Source organism: Streptomyces thermoviolaceus (assembly GCF_045209695.1).
GTDB classification, from domain to species: domain Bacteria; phylum Actinomycetota; class Actinomycetes; order Streptomycetales; family Streptomycetaceae; genus Streptomyces; species Streptomyces thermoviolaceus.
Genome location: NZ_CP109280.1, coordinates 655,017 through 672,049, shown reverse-complemented (window position 1 = coordinate 672,049; position 17,033 = coordinate 655,017). Strand labels below are relative to the sequence as shown.

Sequence of the window (17,033 nt, the reverse complement as noted above, 5' to 3'; positions counted from 1 at the left end):
GTCAGCTCACTTCCTCAGGGTGCGGTAGGCGGCCACGAGGGCGGCGGTGGAGGGATCCAGGCCGGGCACCTCGGCGCCCTCGGTGAGGGCGGGCTCGACGCGCTTGGCCAGGACCTTGCCCAGTTCGACACCCCACTGGTCGAAGGAGTCGATGTTCCAGACGGCGCCCTGGACGAACACCTTGTGCTCGTACAGCGCGATCAGCTGGCCGAGCACCGACGGGGTCAGCTCGGTCGCCAGGATCGTGGTGGTGGGGTGGTTGCCGTGGAAGGTGCGGTGCGTCACCTGCTCCTCGGCGACCCCCTCGGCCCGCACCTCCTCGGCGGACTTGCCGAAGGCGAGCGCCTGCGTCTGGGCGAAGAAGTTCGCCATGAGCAGGTCGTGCTGCGCTTTGAGGGTGTCGCTCAGCTCGGCCACGGGGCGCGCGAACCCGATGAAGTCCGCCGGGATCAGCTTGGTGCCCTGGTGGATGAGCTGGTAGTAGGCGTGCTGGCCGTTGGTGCCCGGCGTGCCCCACACGACCGGACCGGTCTGCCACTGAACCGGGTCGCCCTCGCGCTGCACGGACTTGCCGTTGGACTCCATGTCCAGCTGCTGCAGATAGGCGGTGAACCGCGACAGGTAGTGGCTGTAGGGGAGCACCGCGTGGGTCTGGGCGTCGTGGAAGTTGCCGTACCAGATGCCCAGCAGACCCAGGATCAGCGGTGCGTTGGCCTCGGCGGGAGCGGTGCGGAAGTGCTCGTCGACCAGACGGAAGCCGTCGAGCATCTCCCGGAAACGGTCCGGACCGATGGCGATCATCAGGGACAGGCCGATGGCGGAGTCGTACGAGTAGCGGCCGCCGACCCAGTCCCAGAACTCGAACATGTTCGCGGTGTCGATGCCGAACTCGGTGACCTTCTCCGCGTTCGTCGACAGGGCCACGAAGTGCTTCGCCACGGCCGCCTCGTCGCCGCCGAGCCCGGCCAGCAGCCAGGACCGCGCCGAGGTGGCGTTGGTGATCGTCTCGATCGTGGTGAAGGTCTTCGACGCCACGATGAACAGCGTCTCGGCCGGGTCCAGGTCACGGGTGGCCTCGTGCAGGTCGGCGCCGTCGACGTTGGAGACGAACCGCACCGTCAGATCCCGGTCGGTGAAGGCCCGCAGCGCCTCGTAGGCCATGGCCGGTCCCAGGTCGGAGCCGCCGATGCCGATGTTGACGACGTTCTTGATGCGCTTGCCGGTGTGGCCGGTCCACTCGCCGGACCGCACCCGCTGCGCGAAGTCGCTCATCTTGTCCAGCACGGCGTGCACCTTGGGCACGACGTTCTCGCCGTCGACCTCGATCACCGCGTCCCGCGGGGCGCGCAGCGCGGTGTGCAGCACGGCCCGGTTCTCGGTGATGTTGATCTTCTCGCCGCGGAACATCGCGTCCCGCAGGCCGAACACGTCGGTCGCCGCGGCCAGATCGCGCAGCAGCCGCAGGGTCTCGTCGGTGACCAGGTTCTTGGAGTAGTCGATGTACAGGTCGCCGACGCGCACCGTGTAGCGCTCGGCGCGGGAGGGGTCCGCCGCGAACAGCTCACGCAGGTGCGGCTGCGGCCGGGAGCGGTGCTCCTCCAGCGCGATCCACTCCGGCCGCTGGGTGAGCTTGGGGGTGTCGGACATGTCAGACGGTCTCCTTGACGGGCTCGCCGCGCAGGGCGACGGCATACATCTCGTCGGCGTCGAGGCGGCGCAGCTCCTCGGCGATGAGTTCGGAGGTGGGGCGCACCTTCAGCGCGAGCGTACGCGAGGGCTGCCCCGGCAGGGTCAGGGTCGCCAGCGGGCCGGCGGGCCGGTCGACGACGATCTCGCCGGCCGCGGTGCCCAGGCGCACGGCGGTCACGAACGGGCCCGGGCTGGGCCGCCGGTCGACCGAGACGTGCAGGCGCGCCTCCAGCCAGCGGGCCAGCAGTTCCGCACTGGGGTTGTCCGGCTCGGCCTCCACGGCCGCGGAGGTCACCTCCATCCGGGCCTGGTCGAGCGCGGCGGCCAGGGTGGACCGCCACAGCGTCAGCCGGGTCCAGGCCAGGTCGGTGTCGCCGGGGGCGTAGGTGCGGGCCCGGGTCTGCAGGACCTGAAGCGGGTGCTCGTAGGCGTACAGGTCGGTGATGCGGCGCTGGGCCAGGGCGCCCAGCGGGTCCTCGGACGGGTTGTCGGGGGCGTCCACCGGCCACCAGACGACGACCGGCGCGTCCGGCAGCAGCAGCGGCAGCACCACCGAGTCGGCGTGCTCGGAGACGTCGCCGTAGGTGCGCAGCACGACCGTCTCGCCGGTGCCGGCCTCCGATCCGACCAGCACCTCCGCGTCCAGCCGCGAGTGGGTGCGGTCCCGCAGGGTGCGCGCCTGCCGCTTGATCACCACCAGGGTGCGGGAGGGGTGCTCGTGCGAGGCGTCCTGGGCCGCCTTGATCGAGTCGTAGGCGTTCTCCTCGTCGGTGACGATGACGAGGGTCAGGACCATGCCCACGGCGGGGGTGCCGATGGCGCGGCGGCCCTCGACCAGCGCCTTGTTGATCTTGCTTGCCGTGGTGTCGGTGAGGTCGATCTTCATGGCCTGCGCCAGCTCCGTCCGTCTCGTGCGAGCATCTCGTCGGCTTCCCGCGGACCCCACGTCCCGGCCGCGTACCGGGCGGGACGGCCGTTGGCGTCCCAGAACCGCTCGATCGGGTCGAGGATCTTCCAGGACTCTTCCACTTCCTGGTGACGCGGGAACAGGTTGGCGTCACCCAGCAGGACGTCCAGGATCAGGCGCTCGTACGCCTCCGGGCTGGACTCGGTGAAGGACTCGCCGTAGGCGAAGTCCATCGTCACGTCCCGGATCTCCATCGAGGTGCCCGGCACCTTGGAGCCGAAGCGGACCGTCATGCCCTCGTCCGGCTGGACGCGGATGACGACCGCGTTCTCGCCCAGCTCCTCGGTGGAGGTGGAGTCGAACGGGGAGTGCGGTGCCCGCTTGAACACCACCGCGATCTCGGTGACCCGGCGGCCGAGCCGCTTGCCGGTGCGCAGGTAGAACGGCACACCCGCCCAGCGGCGGTTGTCGATCTCCAGCTTGATCGCCGCGTAGGTGTCGGTCCGGGACGCCGGGTCGATCCCCGTCTCCTGCAGATAGCCGGGGACCTTCTCGCCGCCCTGCCAGCCCTCGGCGTACTGGGCGCGCACCGTGTGGGCGCCCAGGTCCTGCGGCAGCCGCACCGACTTGAGCACCTTCAGCTTCTCGGTCAGCAGCGCCTCGGCGTCGAAGGCGATGGGCTCCTCCATCGCGGTGAGCGCCATCAGCTGCAGCAGGTGGTTCTGGATCACGTCCCGGGCGGCGCCGATGCCGTCGTAGTAGCCGGCCCGGCCGCCGATGCCGATGTCCTCGGCCATGGTGATCTGCACATGGTCGACGTACGACCGGTTCCACACCGGCTCGAACATCTGGTTGGCGAAGCGCAGCGCCAGGATGTTCTGGACGGTCTCCTTGCCCAGGTAGTGGTCGATGCGGAAGACCTGCTCCGGGTCGAACACCTCGTGCACGATCCGGTTCAGCTCGCGGGCGCTGGCCAGGTCGTGACCGAACGGCTTCTCGATGACCGCGCGCCGCCAGGAGCCCTCCGGGGCCTGCGCCAGGCCGTGCTTCTTCAGCTGCTGCACGACCTTGGGGAAGAAGCGCGGCGGCACCGACAGGTAGAAGGCGAAGTTGCCGCCCGTGCCGCGGGAGGCGTCCAGCTCCTCGACAGCGTCCTTGAGCTGCTTGAACGCGGTGTCGTCGTCGAAGTCGCCGGGCACGAACCGCATGCCCTCGCTCAGCTGCTGCCAGACCTCCTCGCGGAACGGCGTACGGGCGTGCTCCTTGACCGCCTCGTACACCACCTGGGCGAAGTCCTGGTTCTCCCAGTCGCGGCGCGCGAAGCCGACCAGGGAGAAGCCCGGCGGCAGCAGACCCCGGTTCGCCAGGTCGTACACGGCCGGCATCAGCTTCTTGCGGGACAGGTCACCGGTGACACCGAAGATCACCAGGCCCGACGGCCCCGCGATGCGCGGCAGCCGGCGGTCGGAGGGGTCGCGCAGCGGATTCACCCAGCCGGCGGCCGGAGCCACCGGCACCCGGACCTCGGCGGACGCGGCAGCGGCCTCGGCCTTCTTGTGCGCCTGCGTCGAGGCCTGCATGGCCTTGGGGCTCGGCTCCTCGGAGCCCACGGCGGCGTCCGGGGACGGGCCGGCGGCCGCGTCCTGCGCCGCCCGTTCGGGCTTGTTGCTCATTCCGCGTCAACTCCCTTGCTGTCCATGGCCTTCGTGACCGCGTCCAGCAGGTCCTGCCAGGCCTTGTCGAACTTGGCGAGGCCTTCGTCCTCCAGCTGCTGGACGACCTCGTCGTAGGAGATCCCCAGCCGCTCGAGAGCCGCCAGGTCGGTGCGGGCCTGCTCGTAGCCGCCGGTCACCGTGTCCCCGGTGATCTCACCGTGGTCGGCGGTGGCGTTCAGCGTGGCTTCCGGCATGGTGTTCACCGTGCCGGGCGCGACCAGCCCGTCCACGTACAGGGTGTCCTTGTAGGCGGGATCCTTCACGCCGGTCGACGCCCACAGCGGGCGCTGCGGACGGGCGCCGGCCGCCGCGAGCCGCGCGAACCGCTCACCGGGCGCCGTCCCACCGTTCACAGAACCGAACACCTGCTCGTACGCCTCGTAGGCCAGCCGGGCGTTCGCCAGCGCCGCCCGGCCCTTGATCGCCAGGGCCTCCTCGGTGCCGAGCGCGGTCAGCCGCTTGTCGATCTCGGTGTCGACCCGGGAGACGAAGAACGAGGCCACGGAGTGGATGCCGGACAGGTCCAGGCCGGCCGCGCGCGCCTTCTCCAGGCCGGCGAGGTAGGCGTCCATCACCTCGCGGTAGCGCTCCAGGGAGAAGATCAGCGTCACGTTGACACTGATACCCGCCGCCAGCACCTCGGTGATGGCCGGCAGGCCCGCCCGGGTGGCCGGGATCTTGATCATGACGTTGGGGCGGTCCACCAGCCAGGCCAGCTGCTTGGCCTCGGCGATCGTGGCCACGGTGTCGTGCGCCAGACGCGGGTCCACCTCGATGGACACCCGGCCGTCCGTGCCGCCGCTCGCCTCGTACACCGGGCGCAGCACGTCCGCGGCGGCGCGCACATCGGCGGTGGTCATCATGCGGACGGCCTCGTCGACCGTGACCCCGCGCACCGCCAGGTCGGCGAGCTGCTCCTCGTAGCCCTCGCCGGAGCCGATGGCGGCCTGGAAGATCGACGGGTTGGTGGTCACACCCACGACGTGCTTCGTCTCGACCAGCTCGGCGAGGTTGCCCGAGTCGATGCGGCGGCGGGAGAGGTCGTCCAGCCAGATCGACACGCCCTGGTCGGCCAGGCGCCCCAGCGCTCCGGCGGTCGTGGTTGCTTCGGTCACAGTGATCATCTTTCTTGTGTGTGCGGAATCAGGCGCGCGCGGCGGCCAGGGATGCGCGGGCCGCGGCGGCGACGTTCTCGGGGGTGAAGCCGAACTCGGTGAAGAGAGTCTTGGCGTCGGCCGAGGCACCGAAGTGCTCCAGGGACACGATCCGGCCGGCGTCGCCCACGTAGCGGTACCAGGGCAGCCCGATGCCGGCCTCCACGGCGACCCGGGCCCGCACCGACGGCGGCAGCACCTTCTCGCGGTACTCCCGCGGCTGCTCCTCGAACCACTCCACGGACGGCATGGACACCACCCGGGTGCCGACGCCCTCGGCCTCCAGCAGGTCCCGGGCGGCCACGGCGAGCTGCACCTCGGAACCGGTGGCGATGAGGATCACGTCCGGCTCCGGCGTGGAGGACTCCCGCAGCACGTACCCGCCCCGGGCCGCGTCCGGGTTCGGCGCGTACGTCGGCACACCCTGCCGGGTCAGTGCCAGGCCGTGCGGGGCCGGGTGGGTGGAGTGCCGCTTGAGGATCTCGATCCAGGCGATCGCGGTCTCGTTGGCGTCGGCCGGGCGGACGACGTTCAGGCCCGGGATGGCGCGCAGCGAGGCCAGGTGCTCCACCGGCTGGTGGGTGGGGCCGTCCTCGCCCAGGCCGATGGAGTCGTGCGTCCACACGTACGTCACCGGCAGCTGCATCAGGGCCGACAGCCGCACCGCGTTGCGCATGTAGTCGGAGAACACCAGGAAGGTGCCGCCGTAGATGCGGGTGTTGCCGTGCAGCGCGATGCCGTTCATCTCCGCGGCCATGGAGAACTCGCGGATGCCGAAGTGGACGGTGCGCCCGTAGGGGTCGGCGCCGGGCAGCGGGTTGCCCTTCGGCAGGAAGGAGGAGTTCTTGTCGATGGTGGTGTTGTTCGAGCCGGCCAGGTCGGCGGAGCCGCCCCACAGCTCGGGGATCACCGCGCCGAGGGCCTGCAGCACCTTGCCGGAGGCGGCACGGGTGGCGACCGACTTGCCCTCCTCGAACACCGGGACGGCGTCCTCCCAGCCGTCGGGCAGCTTCCCGGCCAGGATGCGGTCCAGCAGGGCGGCGCGCTCGGGCTGGGCGTCGCGCCACTCGGCGAGCCGCTTGTCCCAGGCGGCGTGTGCCTCGGCACCGCGGTCCAGGGCCTTGCGGGTGTGGGCGAGGACCTCGTCCTCCACCTGGAAGGTCCGCTCGGGGTCGAAGCCGAGGACGCGCTTGGTGGCGGCGACCTCCTCCTCGCCGAGCGCGGAGCCGTGGGCGGCCTCGGTGTTCTGCGCGTTGGGGGCGGGCCAGGCGATGATCGTGCGCATCGCGATGATCGACGGCCGTTCCGTCTCGGCCTTCGCGGCCTGCAGCGCCCGGTACAGGGCGTGCACGTCGATGTCGCCGTTCTCGGCCGGCTCGATGCGCTGGGTGTGCCAGCCGTAGGCCGCGTAGCGGGCCAGGACGTCCTCGGAGAAGGCGGTGGCGGTGTCGCCCTCGATGGAGATGTGGTTGTCGTCGTACAGGAAGACCAGGTTGCCGAGCTTCTGGTGCCCGGCCAGCGAGGACGCCTCCGCGGAGACGCCCTCCTCCAGGTCGCCGTCGGAGACGATCGCCCAGATCGTGTGGTCGAACGGCGAGGTGCCCGCCGGGGCGTCCGGGTCGAACAGGCCGCGCTCGTAGCGGGCGGCCATGGCCATGCCCACCGCCATCGCCACGCCCTGGCCCAGCGGCCCGGTCGTGGTCTCCACGCCCGCGGTGTGCCCGTACTCGGGGTGACCGGGGGTCTTCGAACCCCAGGTGCGGAACGCCTTGAGGTCGTCCAGCTCCAGTTCGTAGCCGGCCAGGTACAGCTGGGTGTACAGGGTCAGCGAGGTGTGGCCCGGGGAGAGGACGAAGCGGTCGCGGCCGGTCCACTCCGGGTCCGCCGGGTCGTGCCGCATCACCTTCTGGAACAGCGTGTACGCGGCCGGGGCCAGGCTCATCGCCGTGCCGGGGTGGCCGTTGCCCACCTTCTGCACGGCGTCGGCCGCCAGCAGACGGGCGGTGTCCACGGCACGCCGGTCGAGGTCCGTCCACTCGAAGCGCTCGGTTGTGTGCTCGCTCATCTTCAAGAAGTCCTCGCAGGAAGGAGGGAATGCTGCCGTTCGTCTTCGAACCTAAAAGTCTGACTTTTGAACCGGTAGGTCTCCGCGTGTCAGCCTGTTGTGAAAGTGGGACAGCCTGCGACGGATACACCCACCCGTTGGGTGGACGAGACGGTGCGAGAGGGACATGACGGACGTAATCACCCAGGGTAGGGCGGACGCCGAGAGCGAGGACGACGCAGGCGACCAGATCAGAACGTTCCGCTTCCCGGTCGACCTGAGCCTCGCCGGCGTAGGACTGCAGGTGGGTCCCATGGGAAGGGACCACACCTGGCACGCCGAGGCACCGCTGCACCGAGTCCACCGCATCGACTTCCACGTGGTCATGCTGTTCAGCGAGGGCCCCGTGCGGCACATGATCGACTTCGCCGAGTACGAGGCCGCGGCGGGCGATGTGCTGTGGATCCGCCCCGGACAGGTCCATCGCTTCTCCCGCCCCGACGAGTACCGCGGAACCGTCCTGACCATGCAGCCCGGCTTCCTGCCCCGGGCCACGGTCGAGGCCACCGGCCTGTACCGCTACGACCTGCCGCCCCTGCTCCACCCCGACCCGGCCCAGCGCTCCGCCCTGCAGGCCGCCCTGGACCAGCTGCGCCGCGAGTACGAGGACACCGAGACGCTCCCGCTGAACCTGCACACCACGGTGCTGCGCCACTCGCTCACCGCGTTCCTGGTCCGGCTGTCCCACCTGGCCACCAGCTCCGCCCAGGAGGAACGGCGGCACCAGGACACCACCTTCACCCTGTTCCGCGACGCGGTGGAGAAGGGCTTCACCACCAACCACAGCGTCAGCGCCTACGCCGAAGCGCTCGGCTACTCCCGCCGCACCCTGGTCCGCGCGGTGCGCGCCGCCACCGGCGAGACCCCCAAGGCGTTCATCGACAAACGGGTCGTGCTGGAGGCCAAGCGCCTGCTCGCGCACACCGATCTGCCCATCGGCCGGGTCGGTGCCGCCGTCGGCTTCCCCGACGCTGCCAACTTCTCCAAGTTCTTCCAGCTGCGCACCGGCCAGACCCCGGTGGCCTTCCGCGCCGAGATGCGCTGAGCGCCCGGCACGCCGTCCGCCGGGCGCGACGGGCGCGACGGGCACGACGAAGGGCCCCGCCCGAAGGCGGGGCCCGGTGCGCGAGGCGCCTCGGTGGCCGCGGCGGAAGCGGTCGCGGTGAGGCGGCGGCCGGAGCGGAACCGGTCGCGGCGGCTCAGTCGCTGCCGCGGAACCGCTTCCCGGTGGCTTCGCGGTGGCTCAGTGGTCGAAGCGGAACCAGTTGACGTTCACGAAGTCGGACGGCTGGCCGCTGGTGAAGGTGAGATACACGTCGTGGGTGCCGGTCACCGGGGAGATGTTCGCCGGGATCGTCTGCCAGGACTGCCAGCCGCCGGTGTTGCCCACCGCGAAGCTGCCGATGGGCGGATTGTTCCGGTCGTCCAGGCGGACCTCGACCAGTCCGCTGACCCCGGTCGGGGCGCCGCTCGCGACCCGGGCGACGAACTGGGTGGCCGCCGTCGACCCGAAGGTCACGCCCTTGTACAGGGCCCAGTCGCCGTTCGCCAGGGAACCGAGGTTCTGGCCGCCGTCGGTGTCCGTGGTGGCCTCGGTCAGCACCCCGCTCTGGGCGTCGTAGGACTCGGCCTGGATCGGGCTGTAGGCGTCACGGTTCCCGGTGGGCGGGGGAGTGGTGTCGCCCCCGCCGCCGCCGGACTGCAGCACCCGCACATAGTCCACGACCATCGGATGGCCGGGCTCGGTGCCGCCGTCCGGGCCGCCGCCGAAGGCGTCCGGGAAGCCGCCGCCCATGGCGACGTTCAGGATGAGGAAGTAGCCGTGCTGGGTGGCGTTCGCCCAGGTCGTCGCGTCCATCTGGTCGGCCCTGACGGTGTGGTAGGTGACACCGTCGACCGAGAAGCGCATCTGCTCCGGGCTGGTGGACCGGTCCCACTCCAGCGCGTAGGTGTGGAAGCCGGACTGGCAGGTGGAACCGGGGCAGGCGGTCGAACCGCCGATGCCCTCCGTCTCCTTGCACGGGCCGCCGGGGTTGGTGCCGCAGTGCATCGTGGCCCAGACCGTGTTCAGGCCCTGGACGTTCTCCATGATGTCCAGCTCGCCGATGCCCGGCCAGTTCCAGTAGTTGCCGCGGAAGGGCGAGCCCAGCATCCAGAACGCGGGCCAGTAGCCCTTGGCGGCCGCACCGGTGACGTTCGGCATCTGGATCCGCGCCTCGACGCGCAGCGTGCCGCCGGACGGGGGCTGGAAGTCGGAACGGACGGTCTCGATGCGCCCCGACGTCCAGTTGCCGGAGGCGTCCCGGCGGGGCGTGATGAGCAGATTGCCGTTGCCGTCCAGGGAGACGTTCTCGGTGGACGACGTCATCGTCTCGATCTCACCGGTACCCCAGTTGGCGGCGCCGCCCGGGTAGGAGGTACCGATGTCGTACTGCCAGACCGACGTGTCGACGCCGGAGCCGGCCGGGCCGTCGAAGTCGTCCAGGAAGACCTGGCTCCAGCCCGACGGCGGGGTCGGCGCCGAGGCGACGGCGGACGGTGCGGTGACGGCGGTGGCTCCGGTCGCGAGACCGAGCGCGGCGACGACCGCGAGCAGTCCCCGTCTGAGGGAGCGACGTCTGTGGCCGGCGCGTGCGCCGCGAGGAACACTCATGGCTGGGTGCCTCTCAGAGGGTGGGGGTGGAAGACGGGGGCGTCTGAGAGCGCTCTCACACAGTGTGCCTGGCCAATGTGCTCTCCGGCGCCCGCGGCGTCAAGAGGTGAAGCGAGGAAACTCCGCCGCCCGCCGGGGAGTTCATCCGGTGAAGGCGGAGATCTCCCGGATGTCCCCGGCGTGTTGCCGCCCCGGCCCGGCCGTGAGGACCACGGCACCCTCGTCCCTCGGCCGGTGCGGCGAGGGACGAGAGCGCTGCCGCCGGTATGCGACCTACCGCTGCTGGTACGAGTAGACGGTCGTCGCGATCTTGCACACGCCCGGCGGGACGACCTCGACCCGCAGTGTGCCGGTCGTGGTGTCGTAGTCCACGCCCTCCGCCTCGTACGTCCCGCTGCACGCGCTGCGCTGCGGCAGGGCGAACAGACTGGTGACGTGCCCGGTGACCGGCGTGCCGTCCAGCCGGTGCGTCAGGTCCACCTGCAACAGCGGCCGGTCCTCGGGGAACAGCTCCTTCGAGCCGTCGTCGGAGGCGCACAGCAGCCGGGTGTCGGTGACGAAGTCGCAGCCCTGGACGTCCCGCACGGGCCTGTCCAGGGTGATCTGCGGGGCCTGCGGCAGGTCGCCGCCGGTCCTCGGGGTGGCCGGGTTGAGCAGGGGAGCGGGGAAGACCTGGAGCCGGTCCTGGTCGCCCCACTCGCCCGACACCAGCCACTGGCCGTCCGGCGAGACGGCGGCGAAGGAGTTGTTCACCTTCTCGCCCGCGTCGAGCTGGTGGACGTACTCGTACCGCTTCCCGTCCGGAGTGGTGACCGCGAACATCTTGGACGTCGCCGAGTCCGCGCCCTGGTAGGCGTCGAAGACATGGTCCTCGGCGATGTCCGGGTCGCCGATGTGGTTCCAGCCCTTGAGGCGCAGGTCCAGGGGGATGGAGGCGGGTCCCCGGTGCAGCAGCGAGCCGTCCGCCCGGCTGGCCAGCCCCTGGCCGCCGCCCAGTGAGTCGACGTATGCCGTGCCGGTCTCCTGCCACACCGGTTCGGCGGCCACCGCGGAGGTGGCGGTGCCCAGAGCGACGGCGGCCGACAGCGCGGCGATGGCGAGCAGTTGACGTCTCATCGGGTTCCTGTCGTCGTGGAGGTCATGGGGGTTCGCATCGAATCACGGCGCGGGCGGTCGGGTCACCGGGTGACGCGTCGTGCGAGACGGGACGGCCGGATTCTTTCGGCCGCCGGTGACGAGCGGCGGAACGCGGGACGGCACGAACGTGACGGAGTGTCAGAGTGCGACGGCCTGTCCGCGGCGAGCGACTCGACGACGGGGCCGGGAGGAGAACGGCGGCACGGCCCGCCGGAGAAGGAACCGGCACGACGTCCGTGCGAAGGCGGCGAGGTCCGAGCAGGCGACCGACCGCGGCGGATCGGTAGGGTGCGGAGGGTGCCGGTGCGGACCGGGCGAGGGCCGTGAGGGCGCCCGGCCGGACGGACGCGGCGGGAACTCGGAAAGGTGCGAGGGTGAGGCTGACGATTCTGGGCGGCGGCGGTTTCCGGGTGCCGCTGGTGTACGGGGCGTTGCTGGCGGACCGTTCCGAGGGACGCGTCACCGAGGTCGTCCTGCACGACCTGGACGCCGGCCGGCTGGCCGCGATCGGCCGGGTGCTGAGCGAGCAGGCCGCCGGGGTGCCCGACGCACCCGCCGTACGGAGCGTCACCGACCTCGACGAGGCGCTGCGCGGCGCCGACTTCGTGTTCTCCGCGATCCGCGTGGGCGGCCTGGAGGGCCGGGCCGCCGACGAGCGGGTCGCGCTCGCCGAGGGCGTGCTGGGCCAGGAGACGGTCGGCGCGGGCGGCATCGCCTACGGTCTGCGCACCGTCCCGGTCGCCGTCGACATCGCCCGCCGCGTGGCCCGTCTCGCCCCCGACGCCTGGGTCATCAACTTCACCAACCCGGCCGGACTGGTCACCGAGGCGATGTCCCGTCACCTCGGCGAGCGCGTGATCGGCATCTGCGACTCACCGGTCGGCCTCGGCCGCCGCATCGCCCGAGTCCTCGGCGTGGATCCGAAGCGGGCCTGGATCGACTACGTCGGGCTGAACCACCTCGGCTGGGTGCGCGGGTTGCGCGTCGCCGGACGGGACCTGCTGCCGCGCCTGCTCGCCGACCCTGACCTGCTCGGCTCCTTCGAGGAGGGCAGGCTGTTCGGCGTCGAGTGGCTCCAGTCGCTGGGTGCCGTCCCCAACGAGTACCTGCACTACTACTACTTCAACCGCGAGACCGTCCGCGCCTACCAGCAGGCCGAGAAGACCCGCGGTGCCTTCCTGCGCGACCAGCAGGCCCGGTTCTACGCGGAGGCGAGCAGGCCGGACGTCTCCGCGCTGGACGCCTGGAACCGCACCCGCGCCGAACGCGAGGTTACCTACATGGCCGAGAACCGTGAGACGGCCGGCGCGGGGGAGCGGGAGGCCGACGACCTCTCCGGCGGCTACGAGAAGGTGGCGCTCGCGCTGATGCGGGCCATCGCCCGCGACGAGCGGACCACGCTCATCCTCAACGTCCGCAACCGCACCACCCTGTCCGAGCTGGACGCCGACGCCGTGATCGAGGTGCCCTGCATGGTCGACGCCGACGGGGCGCACCCGGTGGCGGCCGACCCGCTGCCCGGTCACGCCGCCGGACTGGTCCGCGCGGTCAAGGCGGTCGAGCGCGAGGTGCTGACCGCCGCGGAGACGGGCTCCCGCGCGGCAGCGGTGAAGGCCTTCGCCCTGCACCCGCTGGTCGACTCGGTGAGCGTGGCCCGGAGGCTGATGGCGGGATACCTCGAGGTGCATCCGGGGCTGGCGTATCTGCGCCAGGCGTGATGCCCTGAACGGTTCGGGGCCCTGCCCCGCCCGCGCGCCGTGCGAGCCGGCGGTGCTGCGGGCCAGGCTCCGGGGACCTGCTGGAGCGAGGCCGTGCGGTGCGTGCCGTGCGGCGGCGCGCCGGGGCGTTCGGCCGCCGCAGCGCGAAGCGGCCGAACGCCCCGCCCCCCGTGCTCCCCCGTGCTCCCCCGTGTTCCCCCGTGTTCCCCCGTGTTCCCCCGTGTTCCCCCCCGGTCGGCACCCCCGTTGTGCGCTTCCCCACGCATGAGAGCCGCGAGACCTGTGCCTGATACACCCTCGGGAGAAAAAAATCTCCACCGACGGCCGTGGACGTCCGACACGGATGTGCGCGAATTCGTACAGATCGCCACGTATCGATGTGGGTGTGACACGCATGAAGGTGGGCCACCCCCGACGCCCCCGGAACGGTTGCCTCCCGTCGTCCCCGTGTGGTCTCGTGGCGACAGTGGTACGGACGTGATGTGAGCGACCACAGCGGCACCCCACGCACCGGGACAGCGCACACGGACACGGACACGCACAAGGACACGACCAGGTACACGGCCAGGTACACGACCACGGACACGGACAAGGAGCGCAGGGTGACGGGAACGGCCGGCGGGACCGGGCGGCTGCTGGCCGTCAGCGACCTGCATGTCGGCTACGACGACAACCGCGCGCTGGTCGAGCGGATGATGCCCGCCACGGACGACGACTGGCTGATCGTGGCCGGGGACGTCGCCGAGACCGTGGCCGACATCCGCTGGGCCCTGCAGTTGCTGGCCGGGCGCTTCCGCAAGGTGCTGTGGGTGCCGGGCAACCACGAACTGTGGACCCACCCGCGGGACACCGTCACCCTCCGGGGCGTCGCCCGTTACGAGTACCTGGTGGCGCTGTGCCGGGACCTGGGGGTGGTCACCCCCGAGGACCCGTACCCGGTGTGGGAGGGACCCGGCGGGCCGGTGGCCGTGGCCCCGCTGTTCCTGCTGTACGACTACACCTTCCTGCCCGAGGGCTGCGCCACCGAGGAGGAGGGCCTGGCCCACGCGCACCGCACCGGTGTCGTCTGCACCGACGAGTTCCTGCTGCATCCCGACCCGTACCCGAGCCGGGCGGCATGGTGCCGGGCCCGGGTCGCCGAGACGGAACGCCGGCTTGCCGCCCTGCCCGACGGCCTGCCCACGGTGCTCGTCAACCACTATCCGCTGCACCGGCACCCCACCGACATCCTGCGCTACCCGCAGTTCGCCCTGTGGTGCGGGACCCGGCTGACCGACGACTGGCACCGCCGGTTCCGGGTGGCGGCCATGGTCTACGGTCATCTGCACATCCCGCGCAGCACCCGCCAGGACGGAGTCCGCTTCGAGGAGGTCTCCCTGGGCTACCCCCGCGAGTGGCGCAAGCGGCCCCAGCCGCCGGGCGGACCGCGCCGCATCCTGCCGGCCGAGGACGGTGACCGTGCTGCCTGAACTGCTTCCCGACACGGTGGTGGCCGTGGAGACGTACGGGGACGACACGGCCGCCGAGGCGGCGTTGTACCCGCAGGAGGAGGCGGTCGTGGCGCGGGCCGTCGCCAAACGGCGGCGCGAGTTCGCCGCGGTGCGGGCCTGCGCCCGGCGCGCCATGGAGAAGCTCGGGGTGCCGCCGCAGCCGGTGCTGCCGGGGGAGCGGGGTGCGCCCGGCTGGCCCGAGGGGCTGACCGGCAGCATGACCCACTGCGACGGCTACCGCGCCGCCGCCCTGGTCCGCACCACGGACCTGGCCTCGCTCGGCATCGACGCCGAACCCCACGGTCCGCTGCCGGAGGGGGTGCTCGACGCCATCGCCCTGCCCGAGGAGGCCCGCCGGCTGTCCCGGCTCGTCGAGCGGCGGCCCGCCGTCCACTGGGACCGGCTGCTGTTCAGTGCGAAGGAGTCCGTCTACAAGGCGTGGTTCCCGCTGACCGGGGCATGGCTCGACTTCTCCGGAGCGGACATCGACCTCGTCCCCGCTCCCGGCACCTGGCGCACCGGCACGCTCCGGGCCCGGCTGACGGTCCCCGGACCGGTGCTGGGCGGCCGCAGGCAGGGCTGGTTCGAGGGCCGCTGGGCCGTCGGCGAGGGCCACGTGGTGACCGCGGTGACGGTCCCGCATCCGTGATTCCGTGCACCCGCAGCCCGTTGTGCAGCCGGCCCGGGCCTACGTCACGCCTCACCGCACCAGTCACGGACCAGCCGGAAGAACTCCGCCTCGGTGCCGTTCAACCCGGCGCGCCGCAGGGCTCGTTCGGCATCGGCGAGGACGGACGGCGGGAGGAGAGCAGGCGGGCCGTCGGCGGCCGGGGGAGCACCGAGGCGGGCCTGGACGGTGCGCAGCAGCCGGACGTAGGCCTGGACGGCGGCGCGTTCGTGGTAGGTCAGGACGGCGGTCGGCATCGGACTCTCTCCCCGGAAGTCGGCTCACTGCGGTCGGCCCGCCCGGTCCCGGCCGTTCGCGGAACCGTGCGTGCCCACCAGCTTGCCGTCCGGCACTGACAACGCCCCGGCGCCGAGCCGGTGTCGCCCGTTCAGTCCGACGGGCGCGGCCCGGGACGCTCCCCGTCCACCTCCATGCGGCGGCCCAGATAGCCCAGCGACGCCTCGATCCGGCCCACGAGGCGGTCCCGCCGCACCGGGCGGCGCAGTGAGGAAGAGGCCAGCCAGGGACGGCACTTGCTGGCCAGCAGCAGGCCGAAGTGCTCGGCCTCCTCTTCCTCCGTGCGCTCGAAACCGCTGCGCGCGGCCACCTTCTGCACCGTCGCCGGGAGATCGGCGCCCTCGTCGAGCAGGCGGGCGGCGACGGCGGCGCCCTCGACATGGCGGCCGCCGTGACCGGCCTGCATGTGCCACAGTTCGTGCCCGAGAATCACCAACTGGTGGTCGGGGGCCGTGCGTTGCTCGACCAGGACGAGGTCCTGCTCCTCCATGTCGAGCCACAGTCCGCTGGCGGTGCCGGGCGGAAAGGCGGCCGTGCGGAAGGTCACCGGTCGTCCGCGGCGTCTGCTCATGGCCGTGCACAGCGCGGCGTACAGGTCGTCCGGCGGGGCCGGCTTCGGCAGCGTCAGCTCGGCGACCAGTTCGCCGCACAGCCGCCGCATCCGCCTGTCGATGCCCACGGTCCTCCCCAGCTTCACGGCGTCACGACTCGGGCCGCTTCACGCTCTCCAGAAGCATGTCCAGCCACTCGGCCACCTTGTCCCGGTGCCGATCGGTGGGCAGCTGCGCGGCACGCCAGGCGATCGACCGCACCCCGTGGTTCTGCAGCAGCCGCTCCAGCGGGTCGTCGGCGGCCGCGGCCGCCTCGCGCTCGGCCAGTCGCTGCAGCAGCTCCTGCTCGGTCTGCTGCAGGGCGCCCGCCAGCGCCTCGGGGTCCTCGGCGGTCAGGAAACCGGCGTGCACACGGAAGAAGCGCTGGATGGCGTCGCAGTGCTCCATGGTGGGGCGCCGGTCGCCGTTGATGAGCGCGCCCGCCTGCTGCCGCGACATGCCGGCGCCGTCGGCGATCTCCTGCTGGGTGTAGCGCCGTCCGTTGGGCTTGAGCCGGGTGCGGCGCAGCAGGTCCAGGCGTTGCAGGAAGCGTGCCTGCACGTCCGGCTCGCCCGCGGGCCGGCCGCTGAGCAGGGCCCGCACCACGGGCTCGGGCACGCCGCTGGCCACGGACAGGCGGCCGACGTCGAAGACCTCCGCGTGGGGCACGCCGAGCCGGTCGGCGAGCGCGGTGACGCGTGCGACGACCGCCGTCAGCACAGGCGACACCGAGGTGCCCGGATCTTCGATGCCATCGGTCACCGACAGATCTCCTATGTCTCTCACAGGCTTCTCACAGGGCGGGGCGCCGTGAACCTCCCGGAGAGTAGCCCGTTGCTCGAACCCACATCCAGGTCTCGCCACAACTGTGGCCCATTCCGGCCGTCAACCGTCCTGGAATGCCACGATAGT

14 protein-coding genes are annotated in these 17,033 nt (G+C 71.7%); 4 read left to right on the top strand and 10 right to left on the bottom strand.

Annotation, left to right across the window (positions count from 1 at the left end; genetic code table 11):
• Positions 1-6: 6 nt before the first annotated feature.
• The 5 genes from pgi to tkt form a co-directional block, all read right to left on the bottom strand.
• On the bottom strand, positions 7-1,647 hold the full coding sequence (gene pgi / locus OG899_RS03005; RefSeq protein ID WP_125498438.1) for a glucose-6-phosphate isomerase: 1,641 nt from the start codon (positions 1,645-1,647) through the stop codon (positions 7-9).
• A gap of 1 nt (position 1,648) precedes the next feature.
• Positions 1,649-2,575: a glucose-6-phosphate dehydrogenase assembly protein OpcA gene (gene opcA, locus OG899_RS03000; RefSeq protein WP_125498437.1), complete on the bottom strand. Its 927-nt coding sequence runs from the start codon at positions 2,573-2,575 to the stop codon at positions 1,649-1,651.
• Positions 2,572-4,176 carry a glucose-6-phosphate dehydrogenase gene (gene zwf / locus OG899_RS02995; protein WP_125498468.1) on the bottom strand — a complete coding sequence of 535 codons (1,605 nt, stop codon included), beginning with the start codon at positions 4,174-4,176 and terminating at the stop codon, positions 2,572-2,574. Before zwf ends, opcA begins: the two co-directional genes overlap by 4 nt.
• 89 nt (positions 4,177-4,265) lie before the next feature.
• On the bottom strand, positions 4,266-5,435 hold the full coding sequence (gene tal / locus OG899_RS02990; RefSeq protein WP_125498436.1) for a transaldolase: 1,170 nt from the start codon (positions 5,433-5,435) through the stop codon (positions 4,266-4,268).
• Between the two features lie 19 nt (positions 5,436-5,454).
• Positions 5,455-7,530 (bottom strand): transketolase, encoded by a 2,076-nt coding sequence (tkt, locus tag OG899_RS02985; RefSeq protein ID WP_406310891.1) that lies wholly within the window; start codon positions 7,528-7,530, stop codon positions 5,455-5,457.
• A gap of 166 nt (positions 7,531-7,696) precedes the next feature.
• Between tkt and OG899_RS02980 the strand changes: the two genes are divergently transcribed.
• Complete coding sequence (locus tag OG899_RS02980) at positions 7,697-8,614, top strand: helix-turn-helix domain-containing protein (protein WP_406310890.1); 918 nt, start codon at positions 7,697-7,699, stop codon at positions 8,612-8,614.
• Between the two features lie 198 nt (positions 8,615-8,812).
• Here OG899_RS02980 and OG899_RS02975 read toward each other — a convergent pair whose 3' ends face one another.
• Entirely contained in the window at positions 8,813-10,222 is a 1,410-nt protein-coding gene (locus tag OG899_RS02975; protein WP_125498433.1) for a glycoside hydrolase family 16 protein, read from the bottom strand.
• A 273-nt stretch (positions 10,223-10,495) separates the two neighbouring features.
• Positions 10,496-11,338 (bottom strand): hypothetical protein, encoded by an 843-nt coding sequence (locus tag OG899_RS02970; RefSeq protein WP_356847476.1) that lies wholly within the window; start codon positions 11,336-11,338, stop codon positions 10,496-10,498.
• 395 nt (positions 11,339-11,733) lie between these two features.
• On the opposite strand from OG899_RS02970, the gene OG899_RS02965 reads away from it, so the two are divergent.
• The 3 genes from OG899_RS02965 to OG899_RS02955 all read left to right on the top strand — a co-directional run bounded on the left by OG899_RS02965 (position 11,734) and on the right by OG899_RS02955 (position 15,216).
• The gene (locus tag OG899_RS02965) at positions 11,734-13,077 is read left to right on the top strand and encodes a 6-phospho-beta-glucosidase (protein ID WP_168132261.1); all 1,344 of its coding nucleotides are present in this window, start codon (positions 11,734-11,736) and stop codon (positions 13,075-13,077) included.
• 602 nt (positions 13,078-13,679) lie between these two features.
• Positions 13,680-14,546, top strand: coding sequence for a metallophosphoesterase (locus tag OG899_RS02960; protein WP_125500013.1), 867 nt, complete (start codon positions 13,680-13,682; stop codon positions 14,544-14,546).
• Positions 14,536-15,216, top strand: coding sequence for a 4'-phosphopantetheinyl transferase (locus OG899_RS02955; RefSeq protein WP_125500014.1), 681 nt, complete (start codon positions 14,536-14,538; stop codon positions 15,214-15,216). The genes OG899_RS02960 and OG899_RS02955 overlap by 11 nt, the downstream gene beginning before the upstream one ends.
• Before the next feature lie 44 nt (positions 15,217-15,260).
• On the opposite strand, the gene OG899_RS02950 is transcribed toward OG899_RS02955, so the two are convergent.
• The 3 genes from OG899_RS02950 to OG899_RS02940 all read right to left on the bottom strand — a co-directional run bounded on the left by OG899_RS02950 (position 15,261) and on the right by OG899_RS02940 (position 16,883).
• Positions 15,261-15,491, bottom strand: coding sequence for a hypothetical protein (locus OG899_RS02950; protein ID WP_406310889.1), 231 nt, complete (start codon positions 15,489-15,491; stop codon positions 15,261-15,263).
• A gap of 131 nt (positions 15,492-15,622) precedes the next feature.
• Positions 15,623-16,192, bottom strand: coding sequence for a toxin-antitoxin system, toxin component (locus OG899_RS02945; protein WP_125500032.1), 570 nt, complete (start codon positions 16,190-16,192; stop codon positions 15,623-15,625).
• Between the two features lie 40 nt (positions 16,193-16,232).
• Entirely contained in the window at positions 16,233-16,883 is a 651-nt protein-coding gene (locus OG899_RS02940) for a helix-turn-helix transcriptional regulator (RefSeq protein ID WP_125500016.1), read from the bottom strand.
• Positions 16,884-17,033 lie beyond the last annotated feature (150 nt).

What these genes read in the sequence shown, in the direction of transcription:
- OG899_RS02975 (WP_125498433.1), bottom strand. Translation starts at nt 10,222, where the DNA reads ATGAGTGTTCCTCGCGGCGCACGCGCCGGCCACAGACGTCGCTCCCTC.
- OG899_RS02950 (WP_406310889.1), bottom strand. Translation starts at nt 15,491, where the DNA reads ATGCCGACCGCCGTCCTGACCTACCACGAACGCGCCGCCGTCCAGGCC.
- opcA (WP_125498437.1), bottom strand. Translation starts at nt 2,575, where the DNA reads ATGAAGATCGACCTCACCGACACCACGGCAAGCAAGATCAACAAGGCG.
- pgi (WP_125498438.1), bottom strand. Translation starts at nt 1,647, where the DNA reads ATGTCCGACACCCCCAAGCTCACCCAGCGGCCGGAGTGGATCGCGCTG.
- OG899_RS02980 (WP_406310890.1), top strand. Translation starts at nt 7,697, where the DNA reads ATGACGGACGTAATCACCCAGGGTAGGGCGGACGCCGAGAGCGAGGAC.
- OG899_RS02945 (WP_125500032.1), bottom strand. Translation starts at nt 16,192, where the DNA reads ATGCGGCGGCTGTGCGGCGAACTGGTCGCCGAGCTGACGCTGCCGAAG.
- tal (WP_125498436.1), bottom strand. Translation starts at nt 5,435, where the DNA reads ATGATCACTGTGACCGAAGCAACCACGACCGCCGGAGCGCTGGGGCGC.
- zwf (WP_125498468.1), bottom strand. Translation starts at nt 4,176, where the DNA reads ATGCAGGCCTCGACGCAGGCGCACAAGAAGGCCGAGGCCGCTGCCGCG.
- tkt (WP_406310891.1), bottom strand. Translation starts at nt 7,530, where the DNA reads ATGAGCGAGCACACAACCGAGCGCTTCGAGTGGACGGACCTCGACCGG.
- OG899_RS02970 (WP_356847476.1), bottom strand. Translation starts at nt 11,338, where the DNA reads ATGAGACGTCAACTGCTCGCCATCGCCGCGCTGTCGGCCGCCGTCGCT.